Here is an 18,495-nt window from a genome sequence, read left to right on the forward strand (position 1 = left end):
TCGTTAACTGTTATGTCGTATAAATATGATGGGAAGGCAATATGTAAAATTCTTTTCTAACTATGCGATTAAACATAGAGTGACTAAACCGTCTTACTTGTAATAACTGCTAGATTTATAGGCATAGTTATCAAACACAGCATTACTCGCAGCTATGCAATTCTTAGCTTTTTGTATATTTAAAAATAAAAAGTGAGCGCTAAAATAAGACAGGAACGGTGGTCTCAGATACGGGGTTACTTTTGAAATCTCTTTACGAGCAGTAGGCTACAGTAAGGTTTCTAAACAGTAATGAATTTTTATCGCATTATCACGATATTCTTATGGTCTAGCAATACTTTACAAGCCATTGTCCGATAGGTGGTGACATTATCCGATAGATGGCTCAAGGCATAATACAGAATATAAGTTTACTAATTTATAGATATCTCATTTCTTTAAAGCCATGATTTAGATAAGGTTTTACTCAACTCAATAGAGTTTCTATCGAATCATATTAAAACCATGTGACGTTATTAATAGATTTTCTGTAGCTTCTATCATTCTTATTAATAGCGAAAGCTTGTCAGCAAAACATTGTGACGAGTACACGTTTTTTACTTTAAACTGATGCTATGCTTTTCACTTACTATTTACCTCATAGCATATTAATTTTTCTTTACCCCATAGCATATTCATTTTTCTAAAATCACTGATATAACATCTGAGTTAAATTCTTAGCATAGCTAAATATGGTTTCTATCGCAGTCATACGAATAAAGCCTCCGCGCGAGTACGACTACACGAAAATATCAATTAGGATACATACGATGACAGCACAGACCACATTAGTGTTAGGCGCAAACACAGTGATCACTCAAGAACGCTGTACTGTTGAATTTACGACCTCAGATTCGCTTAGGTTTGGGCAGCAACTTGGACTATTATGGCTACCTCTAAATGAGCAGCGCAAAGCGGTCTGTAGTCCCGCCTATTTGCACGAGCCTAAAGACTGGGCAAAGCTGGACAATAGCGATACGCCACGCGAATGGCAGCTTGATTTACCTGACTTATTTGATGTGCAAGGGGTTAGCTTCTTACAACTAATCGCTTATACTTATCAAGAGCCAACACTTAATTTACCCGCTGTCGAATTACACAAGGTAAGTTTGACGTTAAACGGTGGCGCTATTCACTATGATTTCCTAGCAAGCGAGCGCCATGTCAAAGCCGCAATCGTGTTTGAGATTTATAAACGCAATGGGCAGTTTAAATGTCGAGCGCTCGGTGAAAGCTCGACCCAAGGACTGGCAAGCCTTGAGCAAAGAGTGCAAGTCAGTCTCGATATTCGTCCGCCAAATACTCATGCACTCATTCAAGAGGCACAGCAGCAGCAGCGTGGTTCTCCCAATAGTGACACTCGCACGCCTCGCCAAGTCCAAGCTGGTGAAACATGGACAGGTACGGCTTTTGCGATTGATGAGTATCACCTGCTGACTTGTTATCATGTCATTGAATCGGCGGCGATGATTGGTGTACGCCAGCAGGGTCAGCCTGACCGTGAGGCGCAAGTGGTACTCAGTGATATCGGTAGCGATTCAGCCATTATTAGAGTGAGCGACCCTTTACCTTGCCACCTGCCATTGGCGCAGCAGTGTTCGGATATTTTGGGCGAGACTATCACCACTTTGGGCTTCCCGCTATCAGGACTGAGTAGTCAACTACAAGTCACGCAGGGCTGTATTTCAGGACTAACAGGCTTAAGCGATGACATTCGTTACATGCAATTTACCGCACCAATTCAGCCCGGCTCTAGTGGCAGTCCACTGTTACTGCCAACAGGCGAGGTCATCGGCATGGTGACTGCCAGCCTCGTCCATGAACATGCACAAAATATGAACTATGCGGTAAAATTTCAGTTATTATCTGCCCTACTTGCGAGCGCTGGTATCAGTTTGGATAGCGCTGCTCACGGATCTAACGCCACAACTGCTCCACTGACTACCCCGCAACTCAGTAAACAAAGTCGCGGGGCGCTTTGGCTGGTGGGCTGTCAAGGTTAAAATATCTAAAAAAATCAAGTTAATATAAAAATAGCCACTTCAACAGAGTGTGTTAAGGAATATGAATGTCAAACAAGCAACAAAGTACCACCATCGCGCTACCACGCGGTACGCTTGATCTCACTTATCAAACGAATATGGTCGTGAGTAACCTTGATTCAGAAAAAGGCGATAGCTATCAATTAAAAGACTTGCTTGGCTTTGCTCAGCGCATTAATCCCAAACGTGCATTTTTATTTGTCTCAAAAGTGCTAGGTCGCCATATTCCAGTCGCGCCCAGTACCATGCGACATGCTTTTACGGATTTGGCAAACCTAGTGCCTAATGAATTGCCAACGCCAATTTTGGTCATTGGTATGGCAGAGACCGCTGTCGGTCTATCTGCTAGTGTCCATCAAGCATTACAAACGCGCTATCCTCAAGCGCTACTATTGAACTCTACTCGTCATGCGCAACATGATGAAAATAGTGATCCTAATGGTGCCAACTCTTTACTGACGACTTTTTGTGAAGACCACAGTCATGCCAGCCAGCATTTGATTTATCAAAGCTCTGATAAGGTCACTCAAGAGCAGTTACTGGCCAGTAAAACGCTGATTATGGTCGATGATGAGGCATCAACGGGTAATACATGCGTCAATGTCGTCACTGCCTTACGCAATGCAGGGCTGACACAATTAAAGCAAGTACATCTCACCACTTTGGTGGATTGGTCATTGGATCAAAAAAACACGAACAAGCAGACAGAGGACACCAAGCCTGCGCGTATGGCGGATCGTTTGACAGGTATTGAGTTTCATCGTCATCACTTACTGTCTGGCGCATGGCAATGGACAGATGCACCCAATCCTGAACCCATCACGATGCCATCGGTCGATACCACCGCAGCTGGTAGTCAAGCGCTTGGTCATACAGGCAACTGGGGGCGTTTTCCAACGCTAGACAGTACAGAGGGGTTTGATAAGTATCTTTCAAGTTTTCAGGCTGCATTTGCACGCTTTAATGACCAAGAAAGCTTTAATGATCAAGAAGGTTTTAATGATCAAAAAAGCTTTGATGTTACTCAGTTGCCAAAAAGAATCTTGGTATTGGGTAGCAATGAGTTTGTTTGGTTACCGTTTTTATTGGCGGAATGGCTTGAGGCAGCGGCTCAGAAGCCAGATTCAGACACAGGTGCTATCGTTAACTTTAGTGCGTTGACCCGCTCACCGATTGCGCTTGGTGGTGCGATTACGACGATGCTGAGCTTTGGCGATAATTATGGGCTTGGTATGACCAACTTTGCTTATAACGTTGAGCCTAGTGATTGGGACTTGATCGTATTGTGTGTGGAAACCTCAAGCAATAGTGTTGATGACCTGTGGCAAAATTTAGATAATGTACTGGTGGTGAGTCCTACGCTGTAAGTTATTCAATGATTTTCAAACCCATGATTTACGGACGTTTCTATGACTACGCCATTTTTCCAAGCCAACCCCGACATTATTAAACCTTACACACTTATGGATTTGGACGATACCTTATTTCAAACCCAGCGTAAAATCGACGCATGGGATTTGCCCACTACTGAACCTGAAAATTTGGTCTGCGCCACGGTCAATAAGCAAGGCGAACCGTTAAGCTTTATGAGTCAGCGCCAAGCCTCGCTCTTTAATTGGCTATTGGCTAGTACCGAATTGATAGTAGTGACGGCACGTGACCGTGATGAAATCAAACGTGTTAAATTGCCTTTTTACAGTTGGCAAGTCTTAACTCATGGCGCGATTATTTTAACGGCTGAGGGTGAGTTGTTAAGCGCATGGCAGCAATACATGCATGAGCAGCTTGCACCATTACAAGGCAAACTAAAGCAGTTGACTGACTTGATTGGTAATCATAATCAAGAAGACGTTGGGGCTAATAATGGCTTAAAACTTACCCCACATAGCGATGTTTTTATTGACAGTGAACTCACTATTTATTTGGCGATTAAACACGCGCAAAAAGATCATCAAGCATTAGCCGATTTAGCCAAGCAGCTACCCACACTCATACCAAATTTTGATCAAGATTTTTATGTCCATGTGAATGCCAATAACTTAGCGATACTGCCGCATGCGGTTCACAAGCGCCATGCAGTACAGTTTTTATTAGAGAATCATTTAGACAGCCAGCGCCCCAGTTTTGGTTTTGGTGATAGCTTAGCCGACTTGCCTTTTCTACAGCTATTGGACTGGTACGGTATGCCCAACCATGGTCAGCTACATGACCATCTTAGTTCTCAACAATTATAACAACAGCAGCTTATACGAGTAAAAAACTTTCTATGACTAACCTTTATATTCAAAAACTAGAGAAATACGGCTCAGGCAGCTATCTTGCCAGCGATGTGACCGTGCTCCTCGATATTGTCGATAAAGACGCGGTCGCTAATGTACCTGTTAGCCAAAAAGAAGCGCTGATCCAAAGTGGGCAACGGCACTATTCAGACATGCTGACCTTAGAGGCCGCGCCAACTGCGATGCACGAGCAGCTATATTCTCAGGCACTAACGCAAGGCACGACGAGGACTGCGACTGATATTGCCAACTTGGCTTACACATTGCACAATACTTTTGAGCAAGCGGTTAACGCTGAACGCCCATTAGTATTGGTCAGCTTGGTGCGAGCTGGTTTGCCGATTGGGGTATTATTGCAGCGTGCTTTAACAGATATCGATAGCAGCTACACATTGCCATGTGTGCATTATGGCATCAGCATCATTCGAGATCGCGGGCTTGATCCAGTCGCTTTGCAAATGCTGCTGGATGCTTATCCAAACAGTCCGATAGTATTCGTCGATGGCTGGACAGGAAAAGGTGCCATTTATCAAGAATTGGCGCGGAGTCTTGAAGCCTTTAGCGACCCTAGTCATGCACATTTTGCCAATATTTTTCATCAAAGCACTTTTGGTCAAGATACTTTTGATCAAGGCACTGTCAATAACACTACCGTCATACCCCTCTTAACACTTGCTGATCCCGCTGGCGTTGCTTGGCTGTCGGCTAGTGAAGAAGATTGGTTGATACCATCGGGACTGCTAAACAGTACCGTCTCGGGTTTGATTTCACGTAGCTTGTATACCGAGCCGCAATCAGGTCTCCATCGCAGCGTCTTTTATGATAATTTGGTCGCGGTAGATCACAGCTTAGCATTTATCAATCATATTGATGCGGCACGGCGTTCATTGAGCACGCCTCCACAGTGCTTGCCAACTTACCAGCAGCCGCGCTACCAAACTGCTGAATTAATCAATAAGCTAGCAGCGGACTACGCTATCACCAATCGTAACCGTATTAAGCCAACGATTGCGGAGGCAACACGGGCGATATTGCGCCGTGACCCTGAGCGCATCCTATTAGCCACTGCTGAGCATCCTGATACTGTATTGTTGCGACATTTATGTGCGCAGCGAAATATCAATATCAGTGTATTAGGTGATAAAATACTACCCTATCAAGCCATCACTCTTATCAAGCAGCGTAGCAAAGACAGTTGAATCAACGATATAAGCTGTCTGTTATGACCATGTATAACCACTCATTTATCACTATTTACGATGCCAATTATGTCAAACAACGAATCAAACCTTTATAACTATACTCAGTCTTATGCGCATCTCATCACTGAACGGCATGCGATGGTCAAGCCCAGTACTCATCATCCATATCAGCTGGGTGCAAGCCTTTATATGCCTGCTACTCGCCAAGATATCTGGCAAGTCATTAAGCGTGATAAATTACCAACGATTAATAGCATTATTATCTGCCTAGAAGATGCCGTTAGTCACAGTGATGTCGAGCTGGCACTGACACGACTGCAAACCCTGCTCAATACTTGGGCGATACACGTCGATAGTATCAATGATCCATCAAGAGAATCTGGCATTCAATCAGAGCAGCAATCAGAACAGCAGTCAGAGCAAAAAAACCAGCATCCGACGCGCCCACTGGTCTTTATACGCCCGCGCAATCCGATGATGTTGCAACAACTGGCAGACTATACTCATATAGATCTTATCGACGGCTTCGTCATGCCCAAAGTCGATATGTATAGCTTATCCGACTGGCGGATGGCCTGTCAGAATCTCAGCATCGATCAGTTGCTCATGCCAACGCTTGAGACCGCGGCCCTATTTAACCCGCATCACAATCAAGAACTGGCCATTGGTTTTAAAGAAGCCTTTAGCCAGCCAGTCTTTGCGCTACGTATCGGCGGCAATGACTTGTTTGCCGCGCTGCGCTTGCGTCGTCCTAAGAACAGTATTGTCTATGACACCCCTATCGGTACTCTTGTTTATCAGCTGCTTGGCTGCTTTGTGCCGCATGGCTTTTACCTCACTGCGCCGGTCTTTGAGTACTTAGATCAGCCAACGCTGTTTATGCAAGAGCTGACCCGAGATGTCAGCTTGGGCTTAGTCGGCAAAACAGTCATTCATCCTAGCCAAATCGCTTTAGTCCAGCAGGCCTACTGTGTGCCGATGAGCACGTTAGATGAGGCGCAAGCCATATTGCATAGCGAAGCCAAAGCGGTGTTTAAATACAACAACACTATGCTAGAGCCTGCCACGCATCGTGCATGGGCGACCGAAATCGTCAATCGTGCCGACGTATTCGGCACCATCAATGATGGTCATAGTGACTATGCATCGCGACTGTAGCTCTAGCTACACATCACGCCTAGAGCTCTAGCTTAGTTAGAATTAAAATCAAAGACGCCGTTATCAAATCAATGATAACGGCGTCTTTATTATTATGAGTTAGCAGTATTTATCATACACAGCTCGTCAAAAAATGACTCAGCACTTTATTCACCTGTTCAGGCTCTTCTACCGTTGAAGTATGTCCAGAGCCTTTTATTATCGCAAGCTTAGAGCCATCGATGGCAAAATGCATACGCTCAGCTTTGTCGTAAGGAGTAGCGACATCCTCATCACCAACGATGATTAAAGTAGGCGTCGTGATGCTATCGAGTTGATCATAGACAGCGTCACGTTCGATGACTCCCATCGTGGCTTTGACGACGCCACCTTTGCGATTACCGTTGAGCATCGCCAACCATTCTTTTTGATCGGTTTTACGGGCTTTGTCTGTCAAAAAAGTGCTGCCAAACATAATAGGCATGACTTTTTTACTCACCCTTTTCATACCCAACCAGCGAATAGCCGTAATAAGCTTTTTGTAGCCAGGAATATTATCAGGGTCTTCAGCATCAGCCGAAGTATCTATTAGGGTCAATGAGTTTAACAGCTCTGGTTTTTTGATAGCGATGCGTTGTCCAACGAAGCCGCCCATCGATAGACCGACATAATGACAGCTGTCTATATCGAGTGCTGCTAGTAGACCAATAGCATCATCTGCCAAGGTGTCCATGTCATAGCCATCTTTGGTAATTTGCGACTGACCTTGTCCGCGAAAGTCAAAAGCGATGCAGCGATAGCTGTCCTGAAAGTGCTCGACTTGTTTGTCATAGATTCTAGTGTTCCAAAGTAGCCCATGAGCAAAGACCATGACTGGTTTTTGCGTATCGTTTGGGGCGCTATCTTCGTAATAGATATTGGCGTTATTGATTTTTATCTTTGGCATAACAACTTCCTTGTGTAATCGATTAAAAAATTAATGTTCAACAGACCCTAAGCGTATGACTGTCTTTTCTTTTTAGCCCTGTCTTTCTAACACTTTACTTTTTCCACTGTTCTTTTAGCATAATTCACCAGCCACTCAGTTAACAGTCTTATTTTTGAATGGGCCGTTTTTATCGGGGCCTCCTAAGGAATTAGCACAGCGAGATAAATTAAACCATACTATCGATTTGTCCTAAGCGCCCACAAAACCTGCTTTTATAATCATAGCAAGCTGCTATAGTAATCAATAGTGAATTATTTGTTACAAAACCTGCTCAGCTTCTATTTTAAATCCTCTATTACCCAGCTAATTTAACTAAGGAAAGCCAAGATGTCACCATCTCTAGTCGAGTATCAAAGCGAAAATCATATCGCTACCATCACCATGAACGATCCTAAGACCCTGAATGCCTTTAGCACGCCATTAAAAAACGCAATGATAGATGCGCTTGACAAAGCGGATAAAGACGCAGACGTACGCGTGATTGTGCTACAAGGGTCAAATAATAATTTTTCTAGTGGTGGTCATATCGGTGAAATGCTAGAGAACGGTATGGAGTCTGAGGCATTAGTCGCAAAGCTTGATTTTATGCTACGTGAAGTCGCTGAAGTGAGTTTAAAGCTGCGTAATATTCACAAGCCAATTATTGCTAAATTGGAAGGTGCGGTCGCTGGTGCGGGCATGAATCTGGCACTAACTTGCGATTTCCGTATCGCCGCTGACAATGCAAAATTCGTCCAAGCCTTTGTCAATATCGGTCTGATTCCAGATGCTGGTGGTATTTATCTACTAAATCAATTAATCGGTGCTGCCAAGACCACTGAGCTGGTGATGCTAGGTGATAAGCTCAAAGCAGACGATGTGGCACGTTTAGACTTAGTAAATAGTGTCGTCAGCGCAGATGAATTAGACGCAAGCGTGCAGGCTCTTGCCACTCGTTTGAGTCAATTACCGGGTAAAGCATTGGCGTCAATGAAGCATATGATTAATGTTCACGCTTTTTCTGGTCTCAATGAAGCGCTTGATATGGAAGTTGAACAACAAAATACGATGGCAGTCACCGATGACTTTAAAGAAGGCATTACCGCTTTTATGGAAAAGCGCAAGCCAGTTTATCAGGGAAAATAACTGGGTAATAGGCTGTTCAATTTGGCGGCTGAACCTATTCTTAACCAGATAATTCACTATCCATAGCATCAAAAAAAGGGCTGCCAATATGGTAGCCCTTTTTTCGTTTATGTCTGTGGTTAAGAAGCAGATGCTGACTTATAGTGATAAGGTAAGGTAAATACCTTGTCAAAGATAAAGGTAAACACAAAATTATAAATCAAGAAAAATACGAGTAAAGCGGCTTCCATTATAAATGCTTGGAGCAAACCAACCTGATACCAAAACATATATAACGGCAAACAGATCAAAACCAAACCGATTTCAAATATCAATGCATGGACACTACGAATCAGCAGCGTGCGCTCTGCTATCTGCCTGCGCTCCTCCCAAGTCTCAAAAGCCGTGTTGTATACAAAGTTCCAAATGATTGCAGCCAGAGATACCATCATCGCGACGGGTAGAGAGTCTGCTGCATCGCTATTGCTTAGTTTCATCAATACAAAGGTGGAGGAAATAATTGCGATAATCTCAAACACAATCACGTAGACGATACGACGTTTGAGTGGGGATAAAGTAATCAACCAAGACTCCAAAGCACCTAAGTGCATATCAAAGTATCGGTCCGTCCCGAGAGAAAAAAGATAGATTGAGTGCAGAGCCACGGTTTCCGCCTGCCCCTTTATTATACAGAAGATAACTGGAAAAATCAGCCAGTACACTTATCGTAGTAAGAGACTCAATAAAGCACTTTGAAGTGTAAAAAATTTATATAAATCCTATCTAGAGAAATACCTAATATTTTATAGATAGATCATTCCTTACTTTCTTCAGAATAAATCTCTTTAACTTTTCTTACAAGAAAATCCTTAGTAGCTTGATACAAAATACTTATCAATGTATAGCACATAAATATGATAATAGGACCCATAAGTATCAATATTAGATTCTGACCATCTATACCAAAAAAACTTCCAATTTTATTTTTAGATACAGCGTTAAAAAAGTTTAAAATTAATAGTAAAACGAATAGTAAAAATAATAATATGCTTTTTATAGACTCAGGCTCTTTATAAACTTTAATGTTGCTGATTCCTCTAACTCTAGCAGAAATTTCTAAGCCTCCCCTATAATCACTTAGAAGGATATTCAGAGTAAAGCTGTCATTTGGATTAAGTAATAGTGGCTGAATTTTGACGCTGTTTTGCATTTTCGAAATAACTATATCTAAGTCTTTCGGATTTTTCTCTAACACTTCACACGTCAAAATATTTGTATTACTACCGAGTTTTATATTAATTGGTCTAGCAAAATCCTCTATTGAAATAGGTTGATTACCACTATTAATAAGCCCAATTGATACTAAATGTACATTTTCAACAAGCTTATCTTCATAATATATTTTAATTTTATTTTGAACCTCACTTTTAACTCCAACTAACTGTGTATTTGAAACAACTTCATAAGCTAGTTTCTTTTTACTTTTTTGCAGGAAATAGATAATGAGTGGTACAGTAATAGCAGCTATTACTGCTAAAAATCCTAATAATATTTCTATCGAAAAATTCATTTTAATTCCTACAATAGTTTTATTTCTCGATTATACATATATTTTAAGAGTTTTGAATACAGACGTATGTCTATTGCGACAACTCCTGTCGTGATTATAGTTGAATGTATTATTGATATTGAAAACAAAAAACCCCGCATCATGACGATACGGGGTTTTTTATAGATATCTTAACGTTTTTATTAACAACTAAGTCAACTGAGCAACGTTAATTTTATCAGCTTCTTCAGTATAATCAGTCATACGGTCGAAGTTCATGTACTGATACACTTCCTCGCCCATGCTATCAAGCATGCCAGCATACTGCTGATATTCGTCGTTCGTTGGCAATTTACCAAGTACCGCTGCGACTGCTGCAAGCTCTGCAGAAGCTAGGTATACGTTAGCGCCTTGACCTAGACGGTTCGGGAAGTTACGAGTTGAGGTCGATACCGCAGTAGACTTCGGTGCGATACGTGCTTGGTTACCCATACATAGTGAACAACCTGGCATCTCAGTACGAGCGCCGGCTTGAGCGTAGATGTTGTAATAGCCTTCTTCCATCAATTGACGCGCATCCATCTTCGTTGGTGGCGCAATCCATAGACGAGTTTTTAAGCTACCTGCTGGTACATCTTGTAGCAGTTTACCAGCGGCACGGAAATGACCGATGTTGGTCATACATGAACCAATGAATACTTCATCAATGGTATCACCAGCGACGTCAGCTAATGTCTTAGCATCATCTGGATCATTCGGGCAGCAAAGAATTGGCTCTTTAATCGTGCTCATATCGATAGTCATATCGATCGTGTACTCAGCATCGTCATCAGCACGCATCAGGCTTGGGTTAGCCAACCATTCTTGCATCTGCTCAACACGACGGCTGATCGTACGCGCATCGCCATAGCCTTCTGAGATCATCCATTTAAGTAGCGTGATGTTTGAGTTTAGGTACTCAGTCACTGACGCTTCAGATAGAGTAATCGTACAACCAGCAGCACTACGCTCAGCTGAGGCATCAGATAGCTCAAACGCCTGCTCAGCAGTCAAGTCTTCTAGACCTTCGATTTCAAGAATACGGCCGTTGAACTCGTTGATTTTACCTTTCTTGTCGACAGTCAATAGACCTTCTTTGATGGCTTGATAAGGAATCGCATGCACTAAGTCACGTAGCGTGATACCAGGCTGACGTTCGCCAACGAAGCGTACACGGACAGACTCAGGCATATCAAGTGGCATAACACCAGTCGCTGCTGCGAATGCAACCAGACCAGAACCCGCTGGGAACGAGATACCCATTGGGAAACGCGTATGTGAATCACCACCAGTACCAACGGTATCTGGAAGTAGCATACGGTTCAACCATGAGTGGATAATACCATCGCCCGGACGTAAGCTTACGCCGCCACGGTTCATGATGAAGTCAGGTAGTGTGTGCTGAGTCTCAACGTCAACTGGCTTTGGATAAGCAGCTGTATGGCAGAATGACTGCATCACTAGATCCGCTTGGAAACCTAGGCAAGCCAAATCTTTTAGCTCATCACGCGTCATTGGACCAGTGGTATCCTGACTTCCTACGGTAGTCATTTTAGGCTCACAGTACATGCCAGGACGTACGCCCTCTAGACCACAAGCTTTACCAACCATTTTTTGCGCTAAGGTGAAGCCTTTACCAGTATCCACTGGCTCTTCTGGCTTAGCAAAGATGTCTGAATGACCAAGACCCATATATTCACGAGCACGGTTGGTCAAACCACGACCAACGATCAATGGAATACGGCCGCCAGCGCGAACTTCATCAAGCAAAGTTGGTGAGTTTAGCTTGAACGTAGACAATACTTCATCAGAGTCATGCTTAGTGATTTTGCCTTCGTACGGATAGATGTCAAATACATCACCCATGTTTAGGTTATCAACATTCACTTTTTCGATTGGCAATGCGCCAGAATCTTCCATGGTGTTAAAGAAGATAGGCGCGATATTGTTACCGAGTACTAGACCGCCACCACGTTTATTTGGCACGTTAGGGATATCATCACCCATTAACCATAATACTGAGTTGGTTGCAGACTTACGGCTAGAACCTGTACCGACGACATCACCAACATAAGCCAATTGATGGCCTATTTTTTTCAGCTCTTCGATTTGCTTCATCGGGCCAACAACGCCTTCGTCATCAGCATTGATGCCGTCACGAGAGTTTTTGTGCATGGCTAGTGAATGCAATGGGATGTCTGGACGACTCCATGCATCTTGCGCAGGTGACAAGTCATCGGTATTCGTTTCGCCAGTTACTTTGAACGTTGTATAAGTGGTCTTTTCTGGTACGGCAGCACGGTTCAAGAACCATTCAGCGTCAGCCCAAGATTGAACAACTTCTTTTGCGATGGTATTGCCAGCTTCTGCTTTTTCAGTCACGTCATTGAACGCATCAAATACTAGCAACGTCTTTTTCAATGCTTCAGCTGCGTCTTGTGCAACTTCTTTATCATCTAATGCAGCAACCAATGGCTGCACGTTGTAACCACCTTGCATGGTGCCTAGAATTTCAACGGCTTTTTGCTTGGTGATAAGCGGTGAAGATGTTTCACCTTTAAGGATCGCCGCTAAAAATGCCGCTTTAACGTAAGCCGCTTGGTCAACACCAGCAGGAATACGGTTTTCTAGCAAGTTCATCAAGAACGCATCTTCGCCTGCAGGTGGCGTTTTTAAAAGTTCAACCAACTCTGCTACTTGTTTTTCGTTCAGTGGTAGCGGAACCGTTCCTAGCTCAGCACGTTCTTCGACATGTTTACGATAAGCTTCTAACACAATAGTCGTCCTCGTTAGTTGGGAATTAGCACAATACGTGGGTAGTCAGCATGACAGCCTGCGCCTATGTACCAAATGGAATAATTATCCCCGCTAATATAGCTTAAAATGGGCAAAATGTTAACCAGCAAAGCGGTTTCCCGCCTCCATAGTCAATATTTATTAAAAAAATATAAGGTATTTTTATACGGTTACTTGGCCTGTTTCAATGCTGAAAAATCAATAACAGTATTATAAAACGGTTGGATGAAATTTAGACTGAGATTTGCTATAATCCCTATACGAATTTTACGACCTATTCTTAGAAAATAATAAACAAAACCCTTATCCTACAAAGGTTTAGGATTATCAGGGTTTAGGATAAGACTATGAGCTCATTAGCCGTACAAACACACGTTCCTGCTGCCAAAGCTAAACCTAAAAAAGCAGTTCAGGGAGAAAAACTACGTGGCTACGATAAAGTTGCACGTATCCCAATTAAAGTGATCCCGACCATCGAGGCGAAGAAAAAGCCAGATTGGATTCGGGTCAAAATGTCATCACCTGCTGAAGTGGCTCGCATCAAAGCAACGCTACGTGAGCAAAAGCTCTATACCGTCTGTGAAGAAGCGGCTTGTCCAAACTTACCACAGTGCTTCGCTGATGGTACGGCCACCTTTATGATTATGGGTGATATCTGTACCCGTCGCTGTCCATTCTGTGATGTCGGACATGGTCGCCCTAACAATCTCGATGCCGACGAACCTCGTCATACGGCTGAGACGATCTTAGGTCTAAAACTGAAGTATGCGGTTATTACCTCAGTCGATCGCGATGATTTAAAAGATGGCGGTGCCGCTCATTTTGTTGAAGTGCTTAATGAAGCCAGAGCGCTCAGCCCAAATTGCTTGATTGAGATATTGGTTCCTGATTTCCGTGGTCGTATGGAAGTGGCATTAGACTTGCTAACTGAAACGCCGCCAGATGTCTTTAACCACAATATCGAAACCGTGCCACGCCTATATAAAGCGTTCCGTCCGGGTTCTGATTATCAGCATTCCTTAGACTTGCTCAAGCTGTATAAAGAGCGTCGTCCGGACATCGCTACCAAATGTGGCTTTATGGTCGGCCTTGGTGAAACTGAAGAAGAGATTTATGCACTACTTGATGATCTAAAAGCCCATGACGTAGACATGATTACGGTTGGTCAGTATCTACAGCCTAGTAAAAATCATGCGCCCGTTGATCGTTATGTTCATCCAGATGAGTTCCAACGCTATATGGACTACGGCAAAAAAATTGGCTTCTTTAGCATTTGGGCAGGCCCAATGGTACGCTCAAGCTATTTTGCAGATCGTCAATACTATGGCGAAGATTGCCCTGCACCAATTCGCAGCAAAAAAGCATTAGAAGCTGAAGGCAAACTTGGCTGCTAATTTAGCAATAAAGTGATGTGAGAATAGTCGCTAAGATAATTGCTAAGACATCTCCTAAGAATAGAAAAAGGGTGAATAACAGATTTGTTATTCACCCTTTTTTTGTGACTTTAATAAACTTGTAAAGCCTTCAAAGCCAACGCTTTAAACAGTTAAAGTTGGTGTTGGCTTTCCGTTCGTTTTTATATTCAACATAGCAATACCAAGGACAATAATCCCACCTGCGATACCAGTGGTAATCTCAGGATAAATCAATAGTAAAGCACCAATAGCCAAGATGATACGAGTCAGTGTATTCATACCGCCTCTGAAGTATCCTTCGAGTGCCGAGCTTAACGCGATGACACCCGTCACTGAAGTCACTACCACCGTGATGATATCGATAATAGGCGGCAGTGGGAAATCTTTAGCCGTAACTGCCAGACCCGTTGGATCTATCATCAACATCGTTGGATTGTAGATAAACATAAACGGCACGATGAATCCAGCCAAAGCTAATTTTAGCGACAAGAATCCTGTTTTCATCGGATCGCCACCGGATATACCCGCACCAGCAAAGGCTGCCAGACATACAGGCGGTGTGATATTGGCAAAGATACCAAAGTAGAAAACAAACATATGCGCTGATAAAATCGGAATATCAAAGCCAGCTAGTGCAGGAGCTGCCATCGTCGCGGTAATGATATAAGCAGGAATAGACGGTAGCCCCATGCCTAAGACCATTGAGGCAAGCATCGTTAAAATAAGTGTAAAGAATAATGACCCTGCGCCTAGCGTTACGATAGATGACGTCATGACCGTACCAAAGCTGGTCAAACTCACGACCCCGATGATAATACCGACGACCGCACAAGCAGCCATCACGGCAAGCGATTGGCGAGCGCCATCTTCTAATGCCCCCAAAATGTCGGACAAGCCCATTCTAGTCTCTTTTCGCAGCATACTGACTACAACCGTAAAACCAATGGTATAAGCAGCTGCATAACCGACAGGGACATTTCTGATTAATAAGAAAACCAAAAAGACAATCGGTAATAGCATATGACCGCGCGCTTTTAGCACCTCTTTTACCGCTGGCAAGTTTTCTTTAGCAATGCCTTTTAAGTCACGACGTCCAGCGCGAAAATGCACCTGCGCAATGACGCCCAAGTAATACAAAATCGCTGGTAGTAATGCTGCCAACGCAATCGTACTATAAGGTAAGCCTGTGGTCTCTGCCATAATGAACGCACTCGCGCCCATAATCGGTGGCAATATCTGCCCGCCAACAGAGGCACTCGCCTCAACTGCACCAGCGAAATCTTTGTGGTAGCCAACCTTTTTCATCAACGGAATGGTAAAGGCACCAGTACTGACCACGTTCGATAACGCAGAGCCATTAATACTGCCCATAAAACCACTAGAGATGACCGCTACTTTTGCAGGCCCACCCTTTTTGTGACCAGCGATGGCCAGCGCCAAATCATTAAATAACTGTCCCATTCCTGAGCGTGCTAAGAACGCACCAAAGAGAATGAACAAGAAAATAAAAGTAACCGACGCACCAATCGCAACCGAATATAAGCCTTCCGTTTTTAGAAACAATTGACCAAAGATATCACCCATGTCATAAGGACGAGTTAATAATCTATCAGGCATAAAGTCCAAATGACTGACAAACGGATACGCCAAAAATATCCCTGCTAATATCGGCAAAATCCAACCAGTGATTCGGCGACTGCCTTCTAGTACACAGACCACGGTAATCAGTGAAAATATCACATCGACCTGATTTGCCATACCGCCACGCGAGGTCACAATGTCTTGATACTCATAAATCAGATAGCCCATGCCAGATAAAGACAGCGCAAACCAAATCCAGTCATACCATGCCACACTTTTTCGGCTACTTTTTTTGCTAGCAGGAAAAATCAAGAATATTAATGCAAAACCCACACCCACGTGTACAGAGCGTTGTAGCAATGCTGGCATCGGATTAAAAGTAATATATAAGTGAAAAAGGGAATAGAGTATACAAATTCCAGCGATGAGATACTTCACTGGTCCTTGGGTGATATGACGCGTGATTGACTCTCGGTCATATTTTTCCAATACCGCTTTGTTGATCGCATCTGCCTCAGCATCTTTGTCAACATCAGCGTCTGGCATGGTAGTTACGCTACCGTGATCCGTCACTTGGGAGTTCATGACACAAGTCCTTTTTAAATCTATCAATTAAACCATACGTCTTAGGCATGATCACCACTTCAGAATAGTCCGGCACCATCTGGTGAATCAAAACACGGTGGTCGCCATAATCAATCTCGCCTTTGGTCAGTCTGGATACGATCCAATTTAGGTTAGGGAGCTTTTCATTGATTTGATAACCCAGATAGCCAGGTTTTTGTATGGGAGCAAGCGCTTCGGTTGAGGGTGTACCTGCGCCAAAGGCTTCAAAATACGTGGTGGTCAGCAGCAAGCCATCGCTCTCACGTTGGTATTGCTCCTCCCACCATTGCTTTTCTACAGAATGTATCCAGCGTAGCTGAAAATCAGGCTCGACGAAGTAACACACCTTATCGCCAGACCCCTCTAACCCTTTGATCCGCACTTCGACCACAGGCTGGAGAACAAAGCCCATCCATAGCGTAAAAAAAACCAGCGCGGCAATAAATGCTGCGCCAGTTGATAGCCATAATGAATTATTTGGCTGCTTGTTCGTCATAGTACTTTTTAGCGCCAGGATGGATTGGGGCGACCATGCCTTCACGGGCAGTCTCTAAGCTGATATCATTTGCCGCTTGGTGTGCTGTTTTTAGACCTTCCAAGTTCTCAAATAATGTTTTGGTTAACTTATAACCATCAGCTTCAGATAGATCAGAGCTAACCAACAAAGCATTCATGATTGCTGCGGTTGGAATGGCAGTTTCGTTGCCATACGTGCCAGCAGGAATCTCAAAGGTTTTGAAGTAAGGCTTGGTCGCAATGATTTCTTTTAGCTTGTCTTGGTTGATGGTAATCAATTGCAAGTCTAAGCCCTGCTCTAGCTCCATTAATGAAGAGTTTGGTAGGCCACTGCTAAAGAAAGCCGCTTCAATTTTACCTGCTTTCATACCATCAGCCGCTTCAGAAAAGCCCAAATAATCGACCGTGACATCATCATACGTGATGCCAAACCCTTCTAATAAAGTTCGCGCATTTACTTCCGTTCCAGAGCCTTGATCGCCTACAGCGATGCGCTTGCCACGTAAGTCTTCAATACTTTTGATGCCGGATTTTTTGGTGGTGACGATTTGCACCACATTAGGGTACAAGACGGCAATCTGTTGAATGTTAGCGATCGGCTTATCAAAGTTATTTTTACCTTCGACTGCGTCCGTGACCACATCACTGAGCGCCAATACCATATCGACTTTACCTTGGGTCAATAGATTGACGTTTTCGACTGATGCGCCCGTGGTTTGTGTCTTTGAATTGACCCCAAAGGTTTTGACATAGATTTCGGACAATGACGTCCCAATGATGTTATAAGGACCAGATGCCCCGCCTGTGGCGATGGTAAGAAATTTGGTATCTAGCTTATCGGCGGCAGTAGCATCAGCAGTGGCAGCACTATCTGTTTCCGTACTGTCAGTGCTTTCTGAGCTTGGCGATGAGCATGCGGTTAGGCCTAGAGTGGCACTTAACATCGCTGATAAAAATAACGGAGATTTTGTAAATTTGAGCATTGCATTCATCCTTGAAATAATCAGTTTAATACATCTAACGGCATCAACATTTAAATGTTAATGCGTTACAGACCTGTAATAGTATAGTAATTTCTGTCATAAATAAACCGTAGCCTACCTTCTCTCAAAACCTTACAAATAAAGCGTTTTGAGTCAAAAATAGTAATTTGTCTAATTGATAGGCATTTAGAATGTTCTGCCATGCGGAACAAAGTTTCA

14 protein-coding genes are annotated in these 18,495 nt (G+C 43.4%); 7 read left to right on the forward strand and 7 right to left on the reverse strand.

From position 1 onward, the window contains the following. The first annotated feature begins 809 nt into the window (after positions 1 to 809). The 5 genes from J5X94_RS07200 to J5X94_RS07220 all read left to right on the forward strand — a co-directional run bounded on the left by J5X94_RS07200 (position 810) and on the right by J5X94_RS07220 (position 6,720). On the forward strand, positions 810 to 2,042 hold the full coding sequence (locus J5X94_RS07200; RefSeq protein WP_210540761.1) for a S1 family peptidase: 1,233 nt from the start codon (positions 810 to 812) through the stop codon (positions 2,040 to 2,042). Between the two features lie 65 nt (positions 2,043 to 2,107). Then, on the forward strand, positions 2,108 to 3,448 hold the full coding sequence (locus J5X94_RS07205; RefSeq protein ID WP_210540762.1) for a phosphoribosyltransferase domain-containing protein: 1,341 nt from the start codon (positions 2,108 to 2,110) through the stop codon (positions 3,446 to 3,448). 42 nt (positions 3,449 to 3,490) lie between these two features. After that, positions 3,491 to 4,315, forward strand: coding sequence for an HAD hydrolase family protein (locus tag J5X94_RS07210; protein WP_210540763.1), 825 nt, complete (start codon positions 3,491 to 3,493; stop codon positions 4,313 to 4,315). Positions 4,316 to 4,347: 32 nt separating this feature from the next. Next, complete coding sequence (locus J5X94_RS07215) at positions 4,348 to 5,559, forward strand: cysteine protease StiP domain-containing protein (protein ID WP_210540764.1); 1,212 nt, start codon at positions 4,348 to 4,350, stop codon at positions 5,557 to 5,559. Positions 5,560 to 5,628: 69 nt separating this feature from the next. Further along, positions 5,629 to 6,720 (forward strand): HpcH/HpaI aldolase/citrate lyase family protein, encoded by a 1,092-nt coding sequence (locus tag J5X94_RS07220; protein ID WP_210540765.1) that lies wholly within the window; start codon positions 5,629 to 5,631, stop codon positions 6,718 to 6,720. Between the two features lie 112 nt (positions 6,721 to 6,832). Here J5X94_RS07220 and J5X94_RS07225 read toward each other — a convergent pair whose 3' ends face one another. After that, positions 6,833 to 7,645: an alpha/beta fold hydrolase gene (locus tag J5X94_RS07225; RefSeq protein WP_194620091.1), complete on the reverse strand. Its 813-nt coding sequence runs from the start codon at positions 7,643 to 7,645 to the stop codon at positions 6,833 to 6,835. 369 nt (positions 7,646 to 8,014) lie between these two features. Between J5X94_RS07225 and J5X94_RS07230 the strand changes: the two genes are divergently transcribed. Next, positions 8,015 to 8,812 (forward strand): enoyl-CoA hydratase/isomerase family protein, encoded by a 798-nt coding sequence (locus J5X94_RS07230; protein WP_210540766.1) that lies wholly within the window; start codon positions 8,015 to 8,017, stop codon positions 8,810 to 8,812. 119 nt (positions 8,813 to 8,931) lie between these two features. Here the strand turns inward: J5X94_RS07230 and J5X94_RS07235 are convergent, their stop codons facing one another. The 3 genes from J5X94_RS07235 to acnB form a co-directional block, all read right to left on the reverse strand. Further along, positions 8,932 to 9,375, reverse strand: a complete 444-nt coding sequence (locus J5X94_RS07235) for a PACE efflux transporter (RefSeq protein ID WP_194620095.1) — start codon at positions 9,373 to 9,375, stop codon at positions 8,932 to 8,934. 230 nt (positions 9,376 to 9,605) lie between these two features. Continuing rightward, positions 9,606 to 10,361: a hypothetical protein gene (locus J5X94_RS07240; protein WP_210540767.1), complete on the reverse strand. Its 756-nt coding sequence runs from the start codon at positions 10,359 to 10,361 to the stop codon at positions 9,606 to 9,608. Between the two features lie 189 nt (positions 10,362 to 10,550). After that, a complete protein-coding gene (gene acnB, locus J5X94_RS07245) occupies positions 10,551 to 13,154 on the reverse strand; it encodes a bifunctional aconitate hydratase 2/2-methylisocitrate dehydratase (RefSeq protein ID WP_210540768.1) in 2,604 nt (867 codons plus the stop codon). Positions 13,155 to 13,522: 368 nt separating this feature from the next. On the opposite strand from acnB, the gene lipA reads away from it, so the two are divergent. Continuing rightward, positions 13,523 to 14,569, forward strand: a complete 1,047-nt coding sequence (gene lipA, locus J5X94_RS07250) for a lipoyl synthase (protein ID WP_189584448.1) — start codon at positions 13,523 to 13,525, stop codon at positions 14,567 to 14,569. A gap of 144 nt (positions 14,570 to 14,713) precedes the next feature. Here lipA and J5X94_RS07255 read toward each other — a convergent pair whose 3' ends face one another. The 3 genes from J5X94_RS07255 to J5X94_RS07265 are packed head-to-tail and all read right to left on the reverse strand — an operon-like array spanning position 14,714 to position 18,276. Next, positions 14,714 to 16,717 (reverse strand): TRAP transporter permease, encoded by a 2,004-nt coding sequence (locus tag J5X94_RS07255; RefSeq protein WP_210540837.1) that lies wholly within the window; start codon positions 16,715 to 16,717, stop codon positions 14,714 to 14,716. Between the two features lie 10 nt (positions 16,718 to 16,727). Continuing rightward, complete coding sequence (locus tag J5X94_RS07260) at positions 16,728 to 17,273, reverse strand: DUF1850 domain-containing protein (RefSeq protein ID WP_210540769.1); 546 nt, start codon at positions 17,271 to 17,273, stop codon at positions 16,728 to 16,730. Continuing rightward, positions 17,251 to 18,276 (reverse strand): TAXI family TRAP transporter solute-binding subunit, encoded by a 1,026-nt coding sequence (locus J5X94_RS07265; RefSeq protein ID WP_201591607.1) that lies wholly within the window; start codon positions 18,274 to 18,276, stop codon positions 17,251 to 17,253. Before J5X94_RS07265 ends, J5X94_RS07260 begins: the two co-directional genes overlap by 23 nt. Positions 18,277 to 18,495 lie beyond the last annotated feature (219 nt).

The sequence above is a fragment of the Psychrobacter sp. K31L genome (genome assembly GCF_017942195.1).
Taxonomy (GTDB): domain Bacteria; phylum Pseudomonadota; class Gammaproteobacteria; order Pseudomonadales; family Moraxellaceae; genus Psychrobacter; species Psychrobacter glaciei.